Source organism: Microbacterium sp. CR_7, from assembly GCF_041954755.1.
In the GTDB taxonomy this organism is placed as follows: domain Bacteria; phylum Actinomycetota; class Actinomycetes; order Actinomycetales; family Microbacteriaceae; genus Microbacterium.
The window spans coordinates 56,976-75,787 of sequence record NZ_JAVAYF010000002.1 but is presented as its reverse complement, the minus strand read 5'-3'; the positions used below and the strand labels follow the sequence as shown (position 1 = coordinate 75,787).

20 protein-coding genes and 1 tRNA gene are annotated in these 18,812 nt (G+C 69.6%); 9 read left to right on the top strand and 12 right to left on the bottom strand.

All coding sequences use genetic code 11. The annotated features are described in order from the left end of the window. Nucleotides 1–75: 75 nt before the first annotated feature. Nucleotides 76–861: a cation-transporting ATPase gene (locus tag RAC81_RS03640; protein WP_375081060.1), complete on the top strand. Its 786-nt coding sequence runs from the start codon at nucleotides 76–78 to the stop codon at nucleotides 859–861. Nucleotides 862–872: 11 nt separating this feature from the next. Here RAC81_RS03640 and RAC81_RS03635 read toward each other — a convergent pair. Further along, a tRNA-Leu gene (locus tag RAC81_RS03635) sits at nucleotides 873–948 on the bottom strand. A gap of 86 nt (nucleotides 949–1,034) precedes the next feature. Between RAC81_RS03635 and RAC81_RS03630 the strand changes: the two genes are divergently transcribed. The 3 genes from RAC81_RS03630 (at nucleotide 1,035) to RAC81_RS03620 (ending at nucleotide 4,242) form a co-directional block, all read left to right on the top strand. Continuing rightward, nucleotides 1,035–2,282, top strand: a complete 1,248-nt coding sequence (locus RAC81_RS03630) for an amino acid deaminase/aldolase (RefSeq protein ID WP_375081059.1) — start codon at nucleotides 1,035–1,037, stop codon at nucleotides 2,280–2,282. Continuing rightward, complete coding sequence (locus tag RAC81_RS03625) at nucleotides 2,279–3,592, top strand: D-arabinono-1,4-lactone oxidase (protein ID WP_375081058.1); 1,314 nt, start codon at nucleotides 2,279–2,281, stop codon at nucleotides 3,590–3,592. Before RAC81_RS03630 ends, RAC81_RS03625 begins: the two co-directional genes overlap by 4 nt. 83 nt (nucleotides 3,593–3,675) lie before the next feature. Continuing rightward, complete coding sequence (locus RAC81_RS03620) at nucleotides 3,676–4,242, top strand: LemA family protein (protein ID WP_050721493.1); 567 nt, start codon at nucleotides 3,676–3,678, stop codon at nucleotides 4,240–4,242. A 39-nt stretch (nucleotides 4,243–4,281) separates the two neighbouring features. Here RAC81_RS03620 and RAC81_RS03615 read toward each other — a convergent pair whose 3' ends face one another. Continuing rightward, the gene (locus RAC81_RS03615; protein ID WP_375081057.1) at nucleotides 4,282–4,761 is read right to left on the bottom strand and encodes a hypothetical protein; all 480 of its coding nucleotides are present in this window, start codon (nucleotides 4,759–4,761) and stop codon (nucleotides 4,282–4,284) included. Then, complete coding sequence (locus tag RAC81_RS03610) at nucleotides 4,758–6,035, bottom strand: winged helix-turn-helix domain-containing protein (RefSeq protein ID WP_375081056.1); 1,278 nt, start codon at nucleotides 6,033–6,035, stop codon at nucleotides 4,758–4,760. The genes RAC81_RS03615 and RAC81_RS03610 overlap by 4 nt, the downstream gene beginning before the upstream one ends. A 114-nt stretch (nucleotides 6,036–6,149) precedes the next feature. On the opposite strand from RAC81_RS03610, the gene RAC81_RS03605 reads away from it, so the two are divergent. Together RAC81_RS03605 and ilvA are read left to right on the top strand one after the other, a co-directional pair. Further along, entirely contained in the window at nucleotides 6,150–7,346 is a 1,197-nt protein-coding gene (locus tag RAC81_RS03605; protein ID WP_375081055.1) for an AI-2E family transporter, read from the top strand. Beyond that, nucleotides 7,343–8,572, top strand: coding sequence for a threonine ammonia-lyase (ilvA, locus tag RAC81_RS03600; protein ID WP_375081054.1), 1,230 nt, complete (start codon nucleotides 7,343–7,345; stop codon nucleotides 8,570–8,572). The genes RAC81_RS03605 and ilvA overlap by 4 nt, the downstream gene beginning before the upstream one ends. Before the next feature lie 133 nt (nucleotides 8,573–8,705). Here ilvA and greA read toward each other — a convergent pair whose 3' ends face one another. Further along, on the bottom strand, nucleotides 8,706–9,194 hold the full coding sequence (gene greA, locus RAC81_RS03595) for a transcription elongation factor GreA (RefSeq protein WP_096715243.1): 489 nt from the start codon (nucleotides 9,192–9,194) through the stop codon (nucleotides 8,706–8,708). Between the two features lie 96 nt (nucleotides 9,195–9,290). After that, nucleotides 9,291–9,677, bottom strand: a complete 387-nt coding sequence (locus tag RAC81_RS03590; RefSeq protein ID WP_375081053.1) for a DUF4307 domain-containing protein — start codon at nucleotides 9,675–9,677, stop codon at nucleotides 9,291–9,293. Nucleotides 9,678–9,746: 69 nt separating this feature from the next. On the opposite strand from RAC81_RS03590, the gene RAC81_RS03585 reads away from it, so the two are divergent. After that, nucleotides 9,747–10,058: a hypothetical protein gene (locus RAC81_RS03585; protein WP_375081052.1), complete on the top strand. Its 312-nt coding sequence runs from the start codon at nucleotides 9,747–9,749 to the stop codon at nucleotides 10,056–10,058. Between the two features lie 10 nt (nucleotides 10,059–10,068). Here RAC81_RS03585 and RAC81_RS03580 read toward each other — a convergent pair whose 3' ends face one another. Next, nucleotides 10,069–10,797 carry a hemolysin III family protein gene (locus RAC81_RS03580; RefSeq protein WP_375081051.1) on the bottom strand — a complete coding sequence of 243 codons (729 nt, stop codon included), beginning with the start codon at nucleotides 10,795–10,797 and terminating at the stop codon, nucleotides 10,069–10,071. 120 nt (nucleotides 10,798–10,917) lie between these two features. Between RAC81_RS03580 and RAC81_RS03575 the strand changes: the two genes are divergently transcribed. Both RAC81_RS03575 and RAC81_RS03570 read left to right on the top strand, forming a co-directional pair. Continuing rightward, a complete protein-coding gene (locus tag RAC81_RS03575; RefSeq protein WP_375081499.1) occupies nucleotides 10,918–11,697 on the top strand; it encodes an isoprenyl transferase in 780 nt (259 codons plus the stop codon). Nucleotides 11,698–11,895: 198 nt separating this feature from the next. Further along, nucleotides 11,896–13,278: a PhoH family protein gene (locus RAC81_RS03570; RefSeq protein ID WP_096715239.1), complete on the top strand. Its 1,383-nt coding sequence runs from the start codon at nucleotides 11,896–11,898 to the stop codon at nucleotides 13,276–13,278. A gap of 90 nt (nucleotides 13,279–13,368) precedes the next feature. On the opposite strand, the gene RAC81_RS03565 is transcribed toward RAC81_RS03570, so the two are convergent. From RAC81_RS03565 to xseA, 6 genes are all read right to left on the bottom strand, one after another. Beyond that, nucleotides 13,369–14,208, bottom strand: a complete 840-nt coding sequence (locus RAC81_RS03565; protein ID WP_375081050.1) for a DUF559 domain-containing protein — start codon at nucleotides 14,206–14,208, stop codon at nucleotides 13,369–13,371. Nucleotides 14,209–14,401: 193 nt separating this feature from the next. Next, nucleotides 14,402–15,802, bottom strand: coding sequence for a class II fumarate hydratase (locus RAC81_RS03560; protein WP_375081049.1), 1,401 nt, complete (start codon nucleotides 15,800–15,802; stop codon nucleotides 14,402–14,404). Then, nucleotides 15,799–16,488 carry a carbonic anhydrase gene (locus RAC81_RS03555; protein ID WP_375081048.1) on the bottom strand — a complete coding sequence of 230 codons (690 nt, stop codon included), beginning with the start codon at nucleotides 16,486–16,488 and terminating at the stop codon, nucleotides 15,799–15,801. The genes RAC81_RS03560 and RAC81_RS03555 overlap by 4 nt, the downstream gene beginning before the upstream one ends. Before the next feature lie 3 nt (nucleotides 16,489–16,491). Continuing rightward, the gene (locus tag RAC81_RS03550) at nucleotides 16,492–17,130 is read right to left on the bottom strand and encodes a DUF4245 family protein (RefSeq protein WP_375081047.1); all 639 of its coding nucleotides are present in this window, start codon (nucleotides 17,128–17,130) and stop codon (nucleotides 16,492–16,494) included. Continuing rightward, complete coding sequence (locus RAC81_RS03545) at nucleotides 17,127–17,366, bottom strand: exodeoxyribonuclease VII small subunit (protein ID WP_341935061.1); 240 nt, start codon at nucleotides 17,364–17,366, stop codon at nucleotides 17,127–17,129. The genes RAC81_RS03550 and RAC81_RS03545 overlap by 4 nt, the downstream gene beginning before the upstream one ends. Before the next feature lie 110 nt (nucleotides 17,367–17,476). Next, nucleotides 17,477–18,757: an exodeoxyribonuclease VII large subunit gene (xseA, locus tag RAC81_RS03540; RefSeq protein WP_375081046.1), complete on the bottom strand. Its 1,281-nt coding sequence runs from the start codon at nucleotides 18,755–18,757 to the stop codon at nucleotides 17,477–17,479. Nucleotides 18,758–18,812: the final 55 nt, after the last annotated feature.

Genomic DNA, 18,812 nt, shown 5'->3' with positions numbered 1-18,812 from the left:
GTATCAGCGCGGACGGCCACGGATCCTCCTCACCGGTTCCGGGCGGTCCGCTCGTCACACGAAGGAACCGCCACCATGGGAAAGCTGAACCGCCTGCTCGGAATGGCCGCGAAGGCGCTCGACCTCGACGGCACCGGCAACCGGGAATCGACGTCGCGCGCTCCGCACCAGCCACCGTCGTCGCAGTCCTACAGGCCAGCCGCTGCCCGTGACCGGTACGCACCGCCCGCGCCGCAGGGCCGGTACGCACCGCCTCCCGTCGAGGCGCGGCACGGGACGGATGCCGACCGTGCGGCCATCGCGCGCTACGACTACCTGCTGCAGACCGCCGATCCGCACCGCGTCGAGCAGATTCACCGCGAAGCGTTCGCGCGGCTGACGCCGGATCAGCGCGACCAGGTCCAGCAGCGGATGACGGCCGAGCTCGCACTCGGCGAGCGTCCGGTGTCGTCATCGCCCGACGACCTGGCCCGCGCCGCGGGACGCGCTGAGGCGGCGCGCCCAGGACGCATGCGCGGACTCCTGTCGCGCGTCGGCGGCTTCGGAGCAGCCGGGGTGGTGGGCGGCGCCGCGGTCGGAGCACTGGGCGTCGTGGCGGTCGGAGCGATCGGCAGCGCGGTCGCCGCACCGCTGCTCGAGCAGGCGGCGGGCCTCGGCGTCGACTTCGACGCGCTGGCGCAGGGCGTCGATCTCGACGCGATCGCGAGCGGCCTCGGCGCCGAAGAACTCACGGGAGCGGCCGAGGGTCTCATGGGATCCGCGGGCGAAACGGTTTCGGGTTTCGGTGACACGGCGAGCGAGTGGGGACAAAAGCTCGGCGATCTCGGCATCCCCGGCATCGGCGACCTCTTCGGGCGCTGAGTCGGACGCGGTGGTGCCCCCGCTGGGACTCGAACCCAGACTGAAGCGATTTTAAGTCGCCTGCCTCTGCCATTGGGCTACGGGGGCACGATCGCCAGCCTACCGCCGGGATCGTCTGCGACCCGGTCCCGCAAAGGGTGAATCCGAGTGCACCCAGGTCGTATGGTGGGGGAGTGCTCGACCTCACCGCCGACCTGAGCCCCGCATCGGAGCAGTCCCCGGTCGCCCCCGAATGGCACGACCCCGCTCGGTACTGGCCGCGCCTGTCCGCGGCGACGGGGCACCTGCCGGCCCCGGTCGCCGTCATCCATCGCGAGGCGCTCCGCCACAATGCCCTCGACATGCTGGTGCGGGCGGGAGGGCTCCCGATCCGCGTGGCGTCGAAGTCCGTGCGGGTGCGCGCCGTGCTCGACGCCGTGCTGCAGTTGCCCGGCTACCGCGGCATCCTCGCCTTCACCCTGCCGGAGGCGCTCTGGCTCGCCGAGACGCACGACGACATCGTGATCGGGTACCCGACCGTCGATCGCGCCGCTCTCTCGGAGCTCTTCGCATCCGAGCAGGCGGCACGGCGCATCACCCTCATGGTCGACGACCCCGCGCACCTCGATCTGATCGACAGCGTCGCCCCACCGGGCCGCAGACCGGAGATCCGCGTCGCGATCGACGCCGACGCCTCGCTCCGATCCGCGGCGCTCGGTCACATCGGCGTCCGACGATCCGCGCTGTTCACGGCAGGGGAGGTCGCGGCGTTCGCACGGACGATCGTGCGACGTCCCGGGTTCCGCCTCGTCGGCCTCCAGATGTACGAGGCGCAGATCGCCGGCCAGGGTGACGACGCCGGCCCCGACGCTCCGGTCATCCGCCTCGTGCAGGCGCGTTCGCGGGCTGAGCTGCGTGAGCGGCGGGCCGAGATCGTGGGAGCGCTCACCGGCATCGCACACCTGGAGTTCCTCAACGGCGGCGGCACCGGATCGCTCGAGTTCACGGGCAGCGACGAGTCGCTCACGGAGGCGAGCGCAGGGAGCGGACTGCTCGGCGGTCACCTCTTCGACGGATACCGGTCGTTCCGCCCCGCCCCCGCGGCCGCCTTCGCGTTCGACGTCGTCCGTCGCCCGGCCGCCGACATCGCGACCGTGCTCGGCGGCGGATGGATCGCCTCCGGCCCGGCCGTGACTTCGCGGCAGCCGAGACCGGTCTGGCCCGATGGTCTCCGCACGCTGTCGAGAGAGGCGGCAGGCGAGGTCCAGACGCCGCTGCAGGGGCCCAAGGCCGCCACGCTCGGGGTGGGCGACCGGGTGTGGTTCCGTCACGCGAAGAGCGGCGAACCGGCCGAGCGCATCGACAGCTACCACCTGGTGTCGGGGGACGAGGTCGTCGACGAGCTGCCCACCTACCGCGGCGAGGGGAAGGCGTTCCTATGACGCGGATCGGCGGCACCTGGCAGAACTGGGGACGGTCGGCGCAGATCAAGCCGCTGCGCGTCGAGCGTCCGCGCAGTCCGGAGGGCGTTCAGTGCGCGGTGAAGGCCGCCATCGCCCAGCGGTTGAGCATCAAGGCCGTCGGCGCCGGGCACAGCTTCACGGGAATCGCGATCGCCCCCGGGGTGCTGCTGGAGCTCGACGACATGCAGGGACTCGTCTCGGCGGATGCCGCCACCGGCCGCGCCACGCTTCTCGCCGGCACGCGGCTGCACCGCATCCCGCGGCTGCTGGCGGCGCACGGCCTCGCGATGCAGAACCTCGGAGACATCGATCGTCAGTCGATCGCCGGCGCGATCTCGACCGGCACCCACGGCACCGGTGCCGGGTTCGGTGGCCTCGCGACCCAGGTGGTCGGCGTGACCCTCGTCACCGCGGAAGGGGATTTCCTGCGCATCGACGAGGATCATCAGCCGGAGCTGCTTGCTGCCGTGGCACTCGGTCTCGGGGCGCTCGGCATTATCGTCGAGGTCACGCTGCAGTGCGTCCCCGCGTTCGTCCTGCGGGCCGTCGATCGGCCGGAGCCGCTCGACGAGGTGCTGGAGTCGCTGGATCAGCGGGCCGAGGCATCCGACCACTTCGAGTTCTACTGGTTCCCGCACACCGAGGTCGCCCTGACGAAGCAGCAGACCCGGCTCGCCGAGTCGACGCGACGACAGCCCCTGCCCCGAGTGGGCAAGTGGGTCGACGAGACCCTGCTGTCGAACGGTGTCTACCGTGTGGCCTGTGCCGCGGGACAGGCGGTCCCGGCGATCACGCCGCCGTTCAGCCGCCTCGCCGTGAAGGTCACCGGCGACCGCGAGTACACCGATCTGTCGCACCGCGTGCTGACGCAGAGCCGCACCGTGCGCTTCCGCGAGATGGAGTACGCCGTCCCCGCCGAGAACGTCGTGCCGGCGTTCCGAGAGGTGCAGGCCCTGATCGCGAAGCGCGGATGGCGCATCGAGTTCCCCATCGAGGTGCGCTTCGCCGCGGCCGATGACCGGTGGCTCTCGACGGCACATGGGCGCGCGAGCGGATACATCGCCGTGCACCGCTACTGGCGGGCCGACCCCACCGAGTACTTCGAGGCGGTCGAGCGGATCATGCTCGAACACGACGGCAGGCCGCACTGGGGCAAGCTGCACACGCTGACCGCCGAGCAGCTGCGTGAGCGCTACCCGCGGTTCGACGACTTCCTCGCTCTTCGAGACCGACTCGATCCGGAGCGACGCTTCGCCAACCGCTACCTCGATCGCGTCCTCGGCGCCTGACCTGGAGCGCACCGTCATGCGCCCAGTCGACGCGCAGACTGCGCCGATAGGATGAGAGAAACACGAGGAAGGGTGGGCCTCTGATGGAATGGCTCGTGCCGGTACTGATCGTCGTCGGAGTGATCCTGCTCGTCGGCATCTACCTGTGGGCGACGTACAACTCGCTGGTGCAGCTCAACGTCCGCGTCGACGAGGCGTGGAGCGGCATCACCGTGCAGCTCAAGCGCCGAGCCGATCTCATTCCGAACCTCATCGAGACGGTCAAGGGCTACGCCTCGCACGAGAAGGCGGTGTTCGAGAACGTCACGCGTGCTCGCGCCGAGACGCTGTCGGCGAGCGGGCCGGGCGAGGCGGGCATCGCCGAGGGGCACCTTCAGCAGGCGCTGCGCAGCCTGTTCGCGGTGGCCGAGGCGTACCCGCAGCTGCAGGCGAGCCAGAACTTCCTGCAGGTGCAGCAGGCCCTCGTCGACACCGAAGACAAGATCCAGGCTGCCCGTCGGTTCTACAACGGCGGCGTGCGCGAGCTGAACACGAAGATCAAGGTCTTCCCCAACAACCTCTTCGCCAAGGGGCTCGGATTCACCGAGCGCGAGTTCTTCGAGGTCGCCGACAGCGGTGCGATCTCCGAGCCGCCGCGCGTCCAGTTCTGACCCTCACGGGCTCTCACCTGACGACAGCGGGCGTCGACCTCACCACACCGTGATGTCGACGCCCGTTCTCGTGCGCTCGGCATCGCCGCGCACCGACCAGTTCTGCGTGCGATAGGTCTCGGTGCGCGGGGCGCCGTCCTGACCGGTGCCCGTGACCGTGGCGATCAGCTCACCGCCCTGGGCGACGAAACCGTCATCGGTGAGGGTGACCTCGGGCATCCGCTCAATGCGGAACCGCGCGTCGGACACGGCCGCGAACTCGGTTCCCCACGGGATGCGGATTCCGCACGCCTCGGGCAGCACGCCGTTCGGCGCGCCCGCCGCCACGCACTGCTCGAGGTGCTCGTCGAGTTCAGCCTGTGCGGAGACGAGCAGGTCGATCGTGCGGCTCGGCGACGGAGTAGGAATGGCTGATGCCTCCGGTCCGGGGCGTGCCGTCGCCCAGCTGATCGCCGCGATCGCGACGATCACGACGAGCAGCACCGCGCCGCCGAGAAGCGACTTGGTGCGCCGAGTCACGGCGTCGCCTCCCTGGTGTGGACGTGTCGGCGCACCGAGACAGCGGACCCGGGAGTGGCGGACAGAGCGTCGAGGGCGCTATGGAGGGCTTCCGCGGCGCTGCCCCAGCCCGAGACCGAGACGTGCTCGAGGCCCTGCCACGACGCAGCGAGCACGAGCTCGCTCGCGATGCGCTCGGCGTCCGCCGCAGCATCCGCCTGCGGCTCCCACCATGCCGACTGCACCTGCAGCGTCGAGGTCGCCCGTTCGGCCTTCAGGTCGACGCGGGCGACGATCCGGTCGCCGACCAGCACGGGAAGCGAGTAGTAGCCGTAACGTCGCTTCGCCGCGGGGACGTAGATCTCGATGCGGTAGTCGAGCTCGAAGGCGCGGAGCGCCCGGTCGCGGAACCACACCACAGGATCGAACGGGGTGAGCAGCGCGGCCGCGTCGATCCGGCGGGGCAGCACAGCATCGCGGTGCCGCCACGCGGCGAGAGGGCGACCGGCGCGTTCCCACCCCCGTACCCGAACGGGCACGAGCTCGCCCTCGTCGACGAGGTCGGCCACGGCGCGCGAGATCGTCGCGCGGTCGCGGATCCGGTAGTAGTCGGCGAGGTCGGCCATCGTGGCGACCCCCGACGAGCGAGCCGCACGCCGGATCAGCTCGCGGACGGAGTCGTCGTACGACAGCTCGCGCGATCGGATGTCATCGGGGATGACGTGCTCCGCCAATGCGTAGCTCCGCTCGAACCCCTTCCTCCCGCTGATCGCCACGTCGCCCGTGCGCCAGAGATGCTCCAGCGCCAGCTTCACGTCGTCCCAGTCCCACCAGGTGCCGCGTTCGCGCGGCGCGTCCGCTCGCAGGTCGGCCGGCCGCAGGGGGCCTTGCGCCCGGAGCTCGTCGAGGACCCAGGAGACGGTCTGGGCGTTCTGACTCGCCCACGACTCCGGGTCGGCCCCGCGCCGCCGGAACCTCTCCATGCGGAAACGCCACAGCGGCCAGTCCTCGATCGGGATGAACGTCGCCTCGTGGGCGAGGTACTCCACGTAGTGCGTCGTACGAGACAGGAACATCCGGTCGAGCAGCGCGGGATCGTAGCGACCGAGACGAGAGAAGAGCGGAAGATAGTGCGACCGGGCGAACACGTTGACCGAGTCGATCTGCAGCACGCCGAGGCGGTCCATGACGCGGTGGATGTGACGCGTCGAGGGCGCCGCCGGACGGGCGCGGGAGAAGCCCTGAGCCGCCAGGGCCATACGGCGCGCCTGCGCTGAGCTGAGAGTGTCGGTCACCCGGCCAGCGTATCCAGGTGCGCCGACATCGAGGCTCCGGCGACGAGCCGCAGGGCCTCGTCATGTTCCCGCTCCGCGTCGGGGCAGCCCGGTCGAGCGCCGTAGACTTGGGCGATGAGCGAAGAGCAGCGTCCGCGGCTGAGAGACCTCTTCCGTCCGCGCCCGATCTCGACCGAGCGCACGGTCACGACGGAAGCCGATGAGGCGGTCCCGCGCGGCCTGCGCATCACTGCCGCCTACGCCTGGCGACTGCTTCTCATCGCGGCCGTCGCCGCGGGGTTCATCTGGCTCGTCATCGAACTCAAGCTGCTCGTGATCCCGCTCATGATCGGCATCCTCATCACCGCCCTGCTGTGGCCGGCGTTCCAGTGGATGCTGCGACACCACTTCCCGCGGTGGGCGGCGGTGGCGATCTCCATCATCGGCACCATCGCGATCGTGACGGTGCTCATGTGGCTCGTCGTGTGGCAGATCCGCCAGCAGCTGCCGGACGTGCAGCAGCGCAGCACGCAGGCGATCGCGGACTTCCGTCAGTTCCTCCTGAACGGTCCGCTCCACCTGAGCGAAGCCCAGATCCAGGGGTACATCGATCAGGGCCTGCAGATCATCAACGAGCAGGCCCAGACCCTCCTCAACGGCGCGCTGGCTGTCGGAACCACCGCCGCGCACGTCGTCACCGGAGCGGTGCTGGCGCTCTTCATCCTCATCTGCCTGCTCGCCGACGGCGGCCGCATCTGGCGATGGACGCTCCGCCTGTTCCCGCGCGCTGCGCGTCCGGCGGCGGACGCGGCCGCGACGAACGGGTTCGCGACCCTCGTCAACTACGCGCGCACGCAGCTCTTCGTCGCCGCGATCGACGCCGTCGGCATCGGGGTCGGCGCCGCTCTCCTCGGCGTCCCGCTCGCGATCCCCGTCGCCGTCCTCGTCTTCCTCGGCTCGTTCGTGCCGATCGTCGGTGCGGTCGTCACCGGCGCGATCGCCGTGCTGCTCGCCCTCGTCTACAACGGCCCCTGGATCGCCCTCGCGATGCTCGGCGTCGTGCTCGCGGTGCAGCAGCTCGAGGGACACATCCTGCAGCCGATCATGATGGGGTCGGCGGTCAAGGTGCACCCGCTCGCCGTGGTGCTCGTCGTGGCCGGCGGCTCGATGGTCGGCGGCATCCCCGGGGCGCTCTTCGCGGTGCCCCTCGCGGCGTTCGTCAACGTCGCCGCGGTCACCATCAGCACGGGGTCGTGGCGCACCGGCGATCAGCCGGACGCCGACCTGATCTGGAGCACAGTCCCGCGCGAGCGGACACGGAGGAATCGATGAGCGCAGTCCCCAGCCTGACCGAGTTCGAGCACGCCGCTCAGAGTCTGGCTGAGGTGATCATGCACACGCCGACCCTGCCGTCGCGTGCTCTGACCGACGTGCTCGGCTCGCCCGTCCTGCTCAAGATGGAGAACCTGCAGCGCACCGGTTCCTTCAAGATCCGCGGGGCCGCCTACCGTCTCTCCAGGCTCAGCGCAGAGGAGCGAGCCCGCGGCGTCGTGGCGGCGTCGGCCGGCAACCACGCGCAGGGCGTCGCCCTCGCCGCGCAGGCGCTCGGCATCCCCGCGACGATCTTCATGCCGATCGGCGTCCCGGTGCCGAAGCTTCTCGCGACCCGCAACTACGGTGCCGAGGTGGTGCTCGAGGGGGAGACGGTCGCGACCTCGCTGCGGCTGGCCGCGGAATTCGCCGAGCGCACCGGCGCCGTGCTCATCCACCCGTTCGACCACCGCGACATCGTGATCGGCCAGGGGACGCTGGGACTCGAGCTGCTCGACGACGCCCCCGACGTCGACACGATCGTGCTGAGCATCGGCGGCGGTGGTCTCATCGCCGGGGTCGCCGCTGCGGCCAGGGCGCGAGCCGCAGAGCGCGGGAGGAGTGTGCGGATCATCGGCGTGCAGGCGGAGAACGCCGCTGCCATGCTTCCGTCTCTCGAAGCGGGTGAACCCGTCGACATCGAGACCCGGCCGACGATCGCCGACGGCATCCTCGTCGCGCGCCCCGGCGCGATCCCCTTCGGCATCATCAAGGATCTCGTCGACGAGGTCATCACCGTCTCCGACGACGATCTGGCCCGGGCGATCCTCATCCTGCTCGAGCAGACCAGGGTCGTCGCGGAGCCCGCGGGCGCGGCCGGCGTCGCCGCGATCCTCGCCGGCAAGGTGCGGTCGTCCGGCACGACCATGGCGGTGCTGTCGGGCGGCAACATCGACCCGCTGCTGCTGCAGCGCGTGGTCTCGCACGGACTCGCGGCCTCCGGCCGCTATCTCACGATCCGCATCCCGCTTCCCGACCGTCCCGGTCAGCTCGCCCGGGTCTCGGAGCTCATCGCCGAGGCAGGCGCCAACGTCATCGAGGCCATGCACACGCGCCACGGTCACGGACTGCAGATCAACGACGTCATCCTCGAGCTCAGCGTCGAGACGCGCGGACCCGAGCACTCCGACTTCACGCTCGAGACGCTGCGGCGCGAGGGCTTCCTGCCGATGGTCGTGCCCGACTGATCCTTGACTTGGCACCTGATGCCGCAATTCACGCAGGATTGCCGCAGCAGGTGCCGACTGAACGTGCCGAGCGATAACGCCGCACACGAAGAAGGCCCCGTCCGCTCGGACGGGGCCTTCTTCGTGTCACCGGTCAGCCGGTGTAGGTCTCGACGTTGACGATCTCGACCGAGATCGAGCGGCCGTTCGGGGCCTCGTACGACGACTTGTCGCCGACCTTGAGTCCGAGGATGGCCTGGCCGAGCGGACTCGCCTCGCTGTAGACGTCGAGGTCGCTGCCGGCCGCGATCTCGCGGCTGCCGAGCAGGAAGACCTCTTCGCCGCCTGCGACGACGGCCGTGACGACCGTGCCCGGCTCGACGATGCCGCGGCTGGGCGGAGCCTCGCCGACCTTCGCGGTCTTGAGCAGACCTTCGAGGGTGCGGATGCGGGCCTCCTGCTTGCCCTGCTCGTCCTTCGCGGCGTGGTAGCCGCCGTTCTCCTTGAGGTCGCCCTCTTCTCGGGCGGCCTCGATGCGCTTGGCGATCTCCTCGCGACCCGTCGTCGACAGGTGCTCCAGCTCGGCGACGAGCCGGTCGTAGGCTTCCTGCGTGAGGAAGGGAACCTGAGCGTCAGTAGACATGACGAAGCTCCTTCATTCGGTATCCGCCGACATCCTGCGGGGGATATGCCAAGACGCCCCGGCACGGTGCCAGGGCGTCGTCTGTCTGCCCTGAGTCTAGGCGACCCAGCAGCTGTTCACCAAACCCGTCGTCGCCTCCGCGACGGTGGGCACGGTGGTCGACAGCGCCTGGGAGTGGGAGTCGGATGCCGCGATCTCGACGACCTTCCAGCCGACCACGCCGAACTCCTCGTCGAGCGCCTCGACGACGCACACGACGTCCTTGCCCTGCGCGCCGGTGATCTGGAAGCGCACGTCGACCGTGTGCTCGTCGACGAGGTCGAAACCCAGGTCGTCGGAGTCGACGTTGTTCATCTGCTCCGTCACGATCGACCAGCCGAAAGCCCCGACGAGGATCACGGCCACCGCGATCAGCACGATCCAGGGTGCCTTACGCCGGCGGGTACGTCCATAGCGGTCGTCGAGCTGCTGTGCGGTCGTCACGGGGCGGGTCTTCCGGTCGTTAGGCTGGTAACTCCAGGTTATGCGACCTGCGCAGGAAAGGCAGACTCCATGCTCGCTCTGACCGAGACCCCGATGCCGACACCGTCGATGACGGTGGCGCCCGAGTCGGTCACCCCCGGATTCGTCGGCTTCGCCGCCGTGGTGATCCTGCTCGTCGCCGTGATCCTGCTGATCCTCGACATGAACCGCCGGATCCGTCGCGTGCGCTACCGCGAAGAGGTCCGCGAGGAGCTGGATGCCGAGGAGGCCGCACGCGCGGCGGACGAGGCGACCCACCAGGGAACCGGCGAGAGCAGACGGCGCTCGGATGCCGACGAGCCGATCGTGCGCGAGGGCGACGACGGCCCCGAGAGGCGCTGATTCTCGGCCGCTAGGCGCCGAGCGACGGTGACAGCGGCTCGAGAGCGATGAGCAGGCACGCCGTCCAGTGGCACAGGAAAGCCAGCACCGTGCACACGTGGAAGATCTCGTGGAACCCGAAGTGCCCCGGCCACGGGTTCGGCTTCTTCAGCGCGTAGACCACCGCGCCGCCCGTGTAGAGCAGCCCGCCGATGATCACCAGCACCATCATCGCGACGTTGGCGTTCAGCAGGTCGACGATGTACATCACCGCGGCCCAGCCGAGCAGCAGATAGAGGGCGACATACAACCAGCGAGGCGCGTTGATCCAGAACACCCGGAACAGGATGCCGAGCAGCGCGCCGCTCCACACGAGGATGAGCAGCAGCATCCCCTTTTCCGGAGGAAGCGCGAGCACGGCGAGCGGCGTGTACGTGCCGGCGATGAGCAGCAGGATGTTCGCGTGGTCGATGCGCTTCAGGACGACCTTGACCGTGGGCCTCCAGTTGAACCGGTGGTAGACGGCGGAGTTGCCGAACAGGAGCAGCGACGAGGCCATGAACACGGCGGCGGCCCACTTGGCGGCGCCGCCCTGCGCGAAGACGATGAGCACCACGCCGGCGGCGATCGCGACCGGGAAGGTCCCGGCATGGATCCAGCCGCGCCACGTGGGCTTGAGCTCGACGTGCGCGTCGTCGGCCGCTTCTTCGAGCAGCGGGAGCTGGGGAAGATCGGGGGCGGAGGCGTCGGGAGTGCTCACGTGCTCACTTTAGGCGGGGTGCCATTCCGCCGGGCGTACATAACCTGAGAGCACTCGCAGGGTCGGGTCGAGGCTCGCTCCCGGGCTTTACCGAGCCCCGCACGATAGCGTAGGGAGGTGATGTCACGCGATGGTCAGGGGCGGGGGCCGCTGTACCGCCTCTACACCAGCCGGCTGCGCCGCCACCTCGATCCGGCGTCCGTTCCGCATCACGTCGCCATGATGATCGACGGCAACCGTCGGTGGGCGCGACAGCTCGGCTACGCCACCCCTGCGGAAGGGCATCGCGCCGGCGCGGCGAAGATGATCGAGTTCCTCGGCTGGTGCGACGAGCTCGGCATCCGGGTCGTCTCGCTCTACCTGCTGTCCAGTGACAACCTCCGCAAGCGCGATTCCGCGGAGCTGGCCGACCTCATCGAGATCATCGCCGAGCTCGCCGACGAGCTGTCACGGGAGGGCAACTGGCGGGTCAAGCACGTCGGTCGCTCCGACATCCTGCCGCCGGAGCTCGCCCGAGTGCTCGACGACGCGCAGGAGCGCACCAAGGACCACTCGGGTCTGCACGTGAATCTCGCGGTCGGATATGGCGGACGCAACGAGATCGTCGACGCGGTGCGCAGCATCGTCACGGCGCATCAGGCGTCCGGTGGGACGATCGAAGATCTCGCTGCCCACCTCACGCCGGAGATGATCGGGGAGCACCTCTACACGGGTGGGCAGCCCGATCCGGATCTCGTCATCCGGACGAGCGGCGAGCAGCGGCTCAGCGACTTCCTGCTGTGGCAGAGCGCCCACAGCGAGTTCTACTTCGTCGAGGCGCTCGGTCCGGATCTCCGTCAGGTCGACTTCCTCCGCGCGATCCGCGACTACGCCGACCGCGACCGCCGATTCGGTCGCTGAGCCGCCGCGCGGGCGTCGCTGATCCGTTCATCAACACGTAACGAATTGCTGGCGTGTCGAGCCGACGAAATGTCGGCGCCTGGTCGTAGCTTCTAGGCATCGGGCAAGGCGCCCGTCGAGTCGGCCTCAGGTTCGCGACTCGTGACCCCCTGGTCGACTCGTTCGAATAGCCGGGATTCCCCGGGTCGGGAGTGGGTCGTGACCTCACGTACAGCGCAGCAGTCCTCCAGCACCGCGCAGCAGTCCACCCGTAAGACGACGAGTCGGGCCACGTCCGCAGTTCCTGATCAGGATCTGCGCACCTATGTGCTCGACACCTCAGTGCTGCTGAGCGATCCGCAGGCGCTGTTCCGCTTCGCCGAGCACTCCGTCGTCCTCCCGGTCGTCGTCATCACCGAACTCGAGGGCAAGCGCCATGACCCGGAGATCGGCTACTTCGCGCGCCAGGCGCTCCGCCACCTCGACGACCTGCGCATCGAACACGGCAGGCTGGACTTCCCTGTCGAGGTCGGCGAAGGCGGCACGCTCCGCGTCGAGCTCGCCAACGCCGACACGTCGGTGCTCCCCGCCGGCATCCGACTGAGCGACAACGACAGCCGCATCCTCTCGGTCGCGATGCACCTCGCCCAGGACGGTCAGGACGTCACGATCGTGTCGAAGGACCTCCCGATGCGCGTGAAGGCCGCATCGCTGGGCCTGCGCGCCGAGGAGTACCTCGCCGAGCAGGCCGTCGACTCCGGCTGGACGGGCATCACCACACTCGACCTGTCGGGCGACGAGATCAGCGACCTGTACGAGAGCGAGGTCGGGATCAGCGAGGAGGCTCGCGGCCTGCCCGTGAACACCGGGCTCATCATCCACTCCGAGCGGGGCTCGGCGCTGGGGCGCGTCACGGGAGACGGCGAGTACCGCCTCGTCCGCGGTGACCGCGACATCTTCGGCATGCACGGCCGCTCCGCCGAGCAGCGCATCGCGATCGACCTGCTGCTCGACCCCGAAGTGGGGATCGTCTCCCTGGGCGGGCGGGCGGGAACCGGCAAGTCGGCGCTGGCACTGTGCGCCGGCCTGGAGGCCGTGCTCGAGCGCCAGCAGCAGAAGAAGATCATCGTCTTCCGGCCGCTGTTCGCCGTCGGAGGTCAGGAGCTCGGATACCTTCCCGGAGACCAGGGCGAGAAGATGGGGCCGTGGGGGCAGGCCGTGTTCGACACGCTCGGATCGGTCGTCTCGGGCAACGTCATGGAGGAGGTCGTCGAGCGCGGGCTGCTGGAGGTGCTGCCGCTCACACACATCCGCGGGCGCTCGCTGCACGACGCGTTCGTGATCGTCGACGAGGCGCAGTCGCTCGAACGCAACGTGCTTCTCACGGTCCTGAGCCGGATGGGGCAGAACTCCCGGGTCATCCTCACGCACGACGTGGGCCAGCGCGACAACCTGCGGGTCGGACGCCACGACGGCATCGCCAGCGTGATCGAGACCCTGAAGGGGCACGACCTCTTCGCCCACGTGACGCTTATGCGGTCGGAGCGCTCGGCGATCGCCGCGCTCGTCACCGAACTGCTGGAGGGCGGCGAGCTCAGCTAGGTCGGACGTCCCGATCCGCTGAGCGTGTCCCGGTCCGCTGACCGATCGTCAAGAACGGTCAGTGGACCGGGACACCGTCCGCAGATCGGGTCACGCGTGATCCCGAAGGCGGGTCAAGGCACCGAGAACCCCGGCCTGTACTGTCGGCCACTCGTGAACGACCTGGGCGTAATCGAATCGCAGAGTTTCGAACCCGCGCGCGGATGCCGCGGCATCCCGAACCAGATCCCGGTGGCGCATCGTGGCTCCGTCATGATTCACCTTGCCGTCGACTTCGAGGATGAGGCGCCCGCCGATCACGAAGTCGACCCGACCCACTCCGTCGATCTGCACCTGGCAGTCGAGTCGGATGCCGAGCAGATGAAGCCTGAGACGCAAGATCGACTCCAGACCGCTGTCAGCATCCGTGCGTGCCAGATCCATGAGCCACCGGGCGGATGCCGGGATCATCGCCGCGAGGCGGACGCGTGCCGCGTTCGTCAGCAGCCGCAGACGCAGAGCGGATTCGTATGCGGCGAAGAACGCCTCGTCTCCGGCGCACCTGAGGAAGTGCGCGAGCGCCACCTCGGCCGTCACACGACCGAGAGGCGGGCGCTCCCCTCGGTAGAAGTGCGATACGCACATGCAACCGTCATGCGGGTGGGCGTGCCTGTCAGGACCGAGCCAGACGTGGGGCACGATCACTGGAGCGAGCACCCAGACGTGCAGCAGCTGGAGGACGCTCGCGCACGTCAGTGCTCCGCCGTGGGCCGTCGCCGCCCGGACGAACGGGTCCAGCGTTCCCACGGCGAAGACGCCGTCGCGAATGCGCTCGATGTCGCCGCGCTGCACGGCTCGTGAAAGGCTCCGACGGCTGAAGCCGACCCGCTGCAGGTCGACTCCTCTCGCGAGGCCGCCCATTCGGCGGACGGTGTCGGCGGGGGAGAGCATGCCTCCACTGCGCGTGCTGCCGACAGTCCGTGGACTCCTCTCCCCAGGACATTGCCGTCACGCTGTTCGTCGGACGATTGTGCAGGAGACGACGAAACGCCCCGATCTGCGGACCGCGTCCCGATCTGCTGACGAAATCTCCGGAGAGTTCGGCGGATCGGGACAGGGCAGGCAGATCGGGGCGCGGTCCGGGTCAGCCCGGGTGGGTCATCGAGAGCAGGTCGAGCTTCTCGTCGAGTTGCTCGAGGGTGAGGTCGCCGCGCTCGACGTAGCCGAGGTCGATCACGGCGTCGCGCACCGTGATGCCCTTGGCGACCGAGTGCTTGGCGATCTTCGCCGCAGCCTCGTAGCCGATCAGCTTGTTGAGCGGGGTCACGATCGACGGGCTCATGCCGGCGAAGGCGGCTGCACGGTCGAGGTTCGCCTGCAGGCCGTCGACGGTCTTGTCGGCGAGCACGCGCGAGGCGTTCGCGAGCAGACGGATCGACTCGAGCAGCGCCGTACCCATGACGGGGATCGCGACGTTCAGCTCGAAGGAACCGGATGCCCCGGCCCAAACGACCGTCGCGTCATTGCCGATCACGCGCGCGCACACCATGAGCACGGCCTCCGGCACGACGGGGTTGACCTTGCCCGGCATGATCGACGATCCCGGCTGAAGGTCGGGGATGTGCAGCTCGCCGAGACCGGTGTTGGGGCCGGAGCCCATCCAGCGCAGGTCGTTGTTGATCTTGGTGAGCGACACCGCGATGGTGCGCAGTGCGCCGGACGCCTCGACGAGACCGTCACGGGCGCCCTGCGCCTCGAAGTGGTCCTTCGCCTCGGTGATCGGCAGCTCGGTCTCGGCTGCGAGCAGCTCGATGACCTTCTGCGGGAAGCCGAGCGGGGTGTTGATGCCGGTTCCGGTGGCGGTGCCGCCGAGCGGCACCTCGGCGACGCGGGGGAGAGCCGACTGCACGCGCTCGATGCCGAGACGGATCTGACGCGCGTACCCGCCGAACTCCTGACCGAGGGTGACCGGCGTGGCGTCCATGAGGTGCGTTCGGCCGGACTTGACGGCGTCCTTCCAGAGCTCCGCCTTCGCCTCGAGGGCGACCGCGAGGTGGTCGAGAGCCGGGATGAGCGTGTCGATGAGCGCCTGCGTGACCGCGATGTGCACGGAGGTCGGGAACACGTCGTTGGACGACTGCGAGGCGTTGACGTGGTCGTTAGGGTGCACGTTCGCGCCGAGGATGCGGGTCGCCAGCGTGGCCAGGACCTCGTTCATGTTCATGTTCGACGACGTACCGGAGCCCGTCTGATACGTGTCGACGGGGAACTCTCCGTCGTGCGTGCCGGCGGCGACCTGGTCGGCGGCCCGTGCGATGGCGTCGGCGATCGCACCGTCGAGCGTACCGAGCTCCTTGTTGGCGAGTGCCGCCGCCTTCTTGATGCGGGCGAGCGCGGCGATCTGCGCCGACTCCAGGCCCTTGCCCGAGATCGGGAAGTTCTCCACCGCGCGCTGGGTCTGCGCCCCGTAGAGCGCGTTCACGGGCACCCGCACCTCGCCCATGGTGTCGTGCTCGATGCGGTACTCCTGCTGGGTGTCGGTCATTCCGAACCTTCCTTGGTCACGGGGCTCTGCCCCTCGGTCTCGATACCGTCGGTCTCGATGCCGACGGTGACGACGGGCACGGCGGTGCCCTCTGCGAGTCGGTAGTTCGCGCCGACGATGCCCAGGCGGCCCTCCGCCACGGCGTTCGAGATGATCTCGGACGACTGCAGCAGGTCGCCCACCGTGTTGCGCAGGTGTTCGCGACCGACGAGTTCGGCGTCGATCTCGTCGACGGTCGACCCGCCGCTCTCGGCGAGCACCTTCCGGGCCGCAGGGACGATCGGGGCGACGAGCTTCCAGATGTGCGGAGGCAGTGGCGCGGCGTCGATGGCCGTCCCGTCGATCGCGGCGCGCACAGCGCCGCACGAGTCGTGCGCGAGCACCACGATCAGCGGCACCTCGAGCACGGCTACGGCGTACTCGAGGCTCGCGACGATCGACTCGCCGATCACCTGGCCGGCGTTGCGGACGACGAAGAGGTCGCCGAGGCCGAGGTCGAAGATGATCTCGGCAGCCAGGCGGGAGTCGGAGCACCCGAACAGCGTCGCCACAGGATGCTGGGCGGCCTCGAGGTCGCGGCGCCTCGCCACATCCTGATTGGGGTGACGGGGCTCGTCGTTCACGAAGCGCCGGTTCCCCTCCTGCATCTGCGTCCAGGCGGCGGCGGGCGTGAGCGGGTGCGTCATGGGCTACTCCGAGAGATCGCGGATCTGGGGGACGAGGGTTTCGGCGAGATCGGCGGTCGATTCCGCCGAGCGCGAGCCGTACAGGAGCACGTAGTCGTCGCCGGCCTGCGTGCCGATGGCGTAGGTCACGTTCTGCTTGGCACCCGCATCACCGAGCGAGTAGACATCCCACTCCAGTCCGCCGATGTCGGTGGTGTCGGTCGGGGCGATGCCGTTCAGCCGCTGCGGGGCCCAGGAGGAGTCGACGCCGAAGGCCTGGGCGAGCTTGATGAAGCCTCGCTCGTTCTGCGATGCGGGGGCGAGCGTGACATCCCACACAGGGGTCGCACCGCTCGTGAGGCCGGCGGCGTTCACGCGCCAGAAGTCACCGAGCTCGGGGACGATCACCGGGCTGCCGAGCGACGACTCCACGTCGGCGGCGACGCCGGTCACGTCGATGGTCCGTTCGGTCGCCGGCTCCCCTCGGGGGACGGCCAGAACGATGACGACGACGATCGCCAGGGTGGCGAGCAGAGCGGCGACGAGTCCGCGGACCGTCTGGCTCGAGCGGTACGCCTTGCTGAACTCGGCCTTGCGAGCCGCGGTCTCCTCCGGCGTCTCAGGACGGCCGAGCTCGGCCACGATCGGGGCGCGCTTGCTCATGATTCCGCTCCGTCGGGGGAGTCGGATGCCGCGGCCCTGGCGGCGTCCAGACGGCGCTTCGCGCCGAGGAGCCACTCCTCGCAGCGGGCGGCTAGGGCCTCGCCGCGCTCCCACAGGGCGAGCGACTGCTCGAGGGTCGGCGCGCCCTGTTCGAGCTCCGCCACCACCTTGACGAGCTCGTCGCGCGCGGCCTCGAACGACAGCGTGTCCACAGGGGTGTCGTTCAGCGCACTCACGCCTCCATCCTACGCGGTGCACACGTCGCGCTCATCCGGAGAGCGCGGTATCGCAGGGGCTCCGCAGGTGGTGGTCCGGGCGCGATGACCGCTTCAGGATCCGTCCGACGTCAGCCGTCGCTCTCCGCGATCTCGCCCTCGGAGCGCGCGGCGATCGAGCCCCGGTCGACCGTGATGGTGAGAGCGCTGCCCGCCGGCGCGTCGGCGGCGTCGCGAAGGATCACCCCGCCGTCGAGGTGGGCGATCGCGTAGCCGCGGGCGAGCGTCGCGGCGGGGGAGAGCGCGCGCAGCGACGCGCGCAGCTCGCTCGTCTCCCGTGACGCTGCATCGAGCTGTCGAGCGATGCTGTCACGTCCGCGGGAGAGCATGAGCCACACCTCCTGGGAGCGCGAGTCGATGATCGGGTCGGGGGAGCGCAGGGCCGGCCGCGAGCGCAGCTGCTCGAGCTGCGCGATGTCGTGCGTGATCCGTTGGGTGAGACGTGACGTCGCGCGTGAGCGCAGCTGGGCGATCAGCGCCCGCTGCTCGCTCACGTCCGGCACGACCCGCTTCGCGGCGTCGGTCGGGGTCGACGCACGCAGATCGGCGACGTCGTCGAGCAGGGGATGGTCGTTCTCATGACCGATGGCGCTCACCACGGGGGTGGATGCCGCCGCGACGGCGCGCACCAGGCGCTCGTCGCTGAAGCCGAGCAGGGTCTGCGGATCGCCGCCACCGCGGGCGATGACGATGACGTCGACGTCGGGATCGGCGTCGAGCCTCGCGAGGGCCGCCAGCGTGTCAGGCACGCAGCGATCGCCCTGCACCGCCGCGTACTCGGTGCGGAACCGCACCTGCGGCCAGCGCAGCTCGGCGTTGCGGTGCACGTCCTTCTCGGCATCCGACCGCTCGCCGGTGATGAGGCCGATCACGTGCGGGAGGAAGGGCAGACGCTTCTTGCGTGACGGATCGAACAGGCCCTCCTGCCGCAGCTGCACGCGCAGGCGCTCGAGGCGTTCGAGCTGGTCACCCAGCCCGACGTGCTTCATGGCCGACACCGCGAAGCTGAAGTCGCCGGACTTCACGAAGTAGTCGGCCTTGACCGCCGCGACGACGTGATCGCCCACGCCCAGATCGTTCGGGATCCGTGGCCGCACGCTCGACCAGATGCGGATCGAGATCTGGGCGTCGGAGCGGGTGTCCTTCAACCGGGCGAAGATGTTGCCGGCGCGGACGTTCCACGAGGTGATCTCGCCCTCGACCCAGACGGTGTTCCAGCGGGCGACGAAGTCGCGGATCGTGGCGTTCAGCCGCGCCACCGAGGTCGGGGCGGAGGCCGATGAATCGCGCGGCGCGACGGCGTCGGCGGGAGGCGTCTCGCCGGGGCGCGTCGACGCTTCGAAGACTGTCATCCGCTCAGTGCACCTTCCCGGTCCTGCTCAGGTAGCCGACGGTAGAATCTAAGGG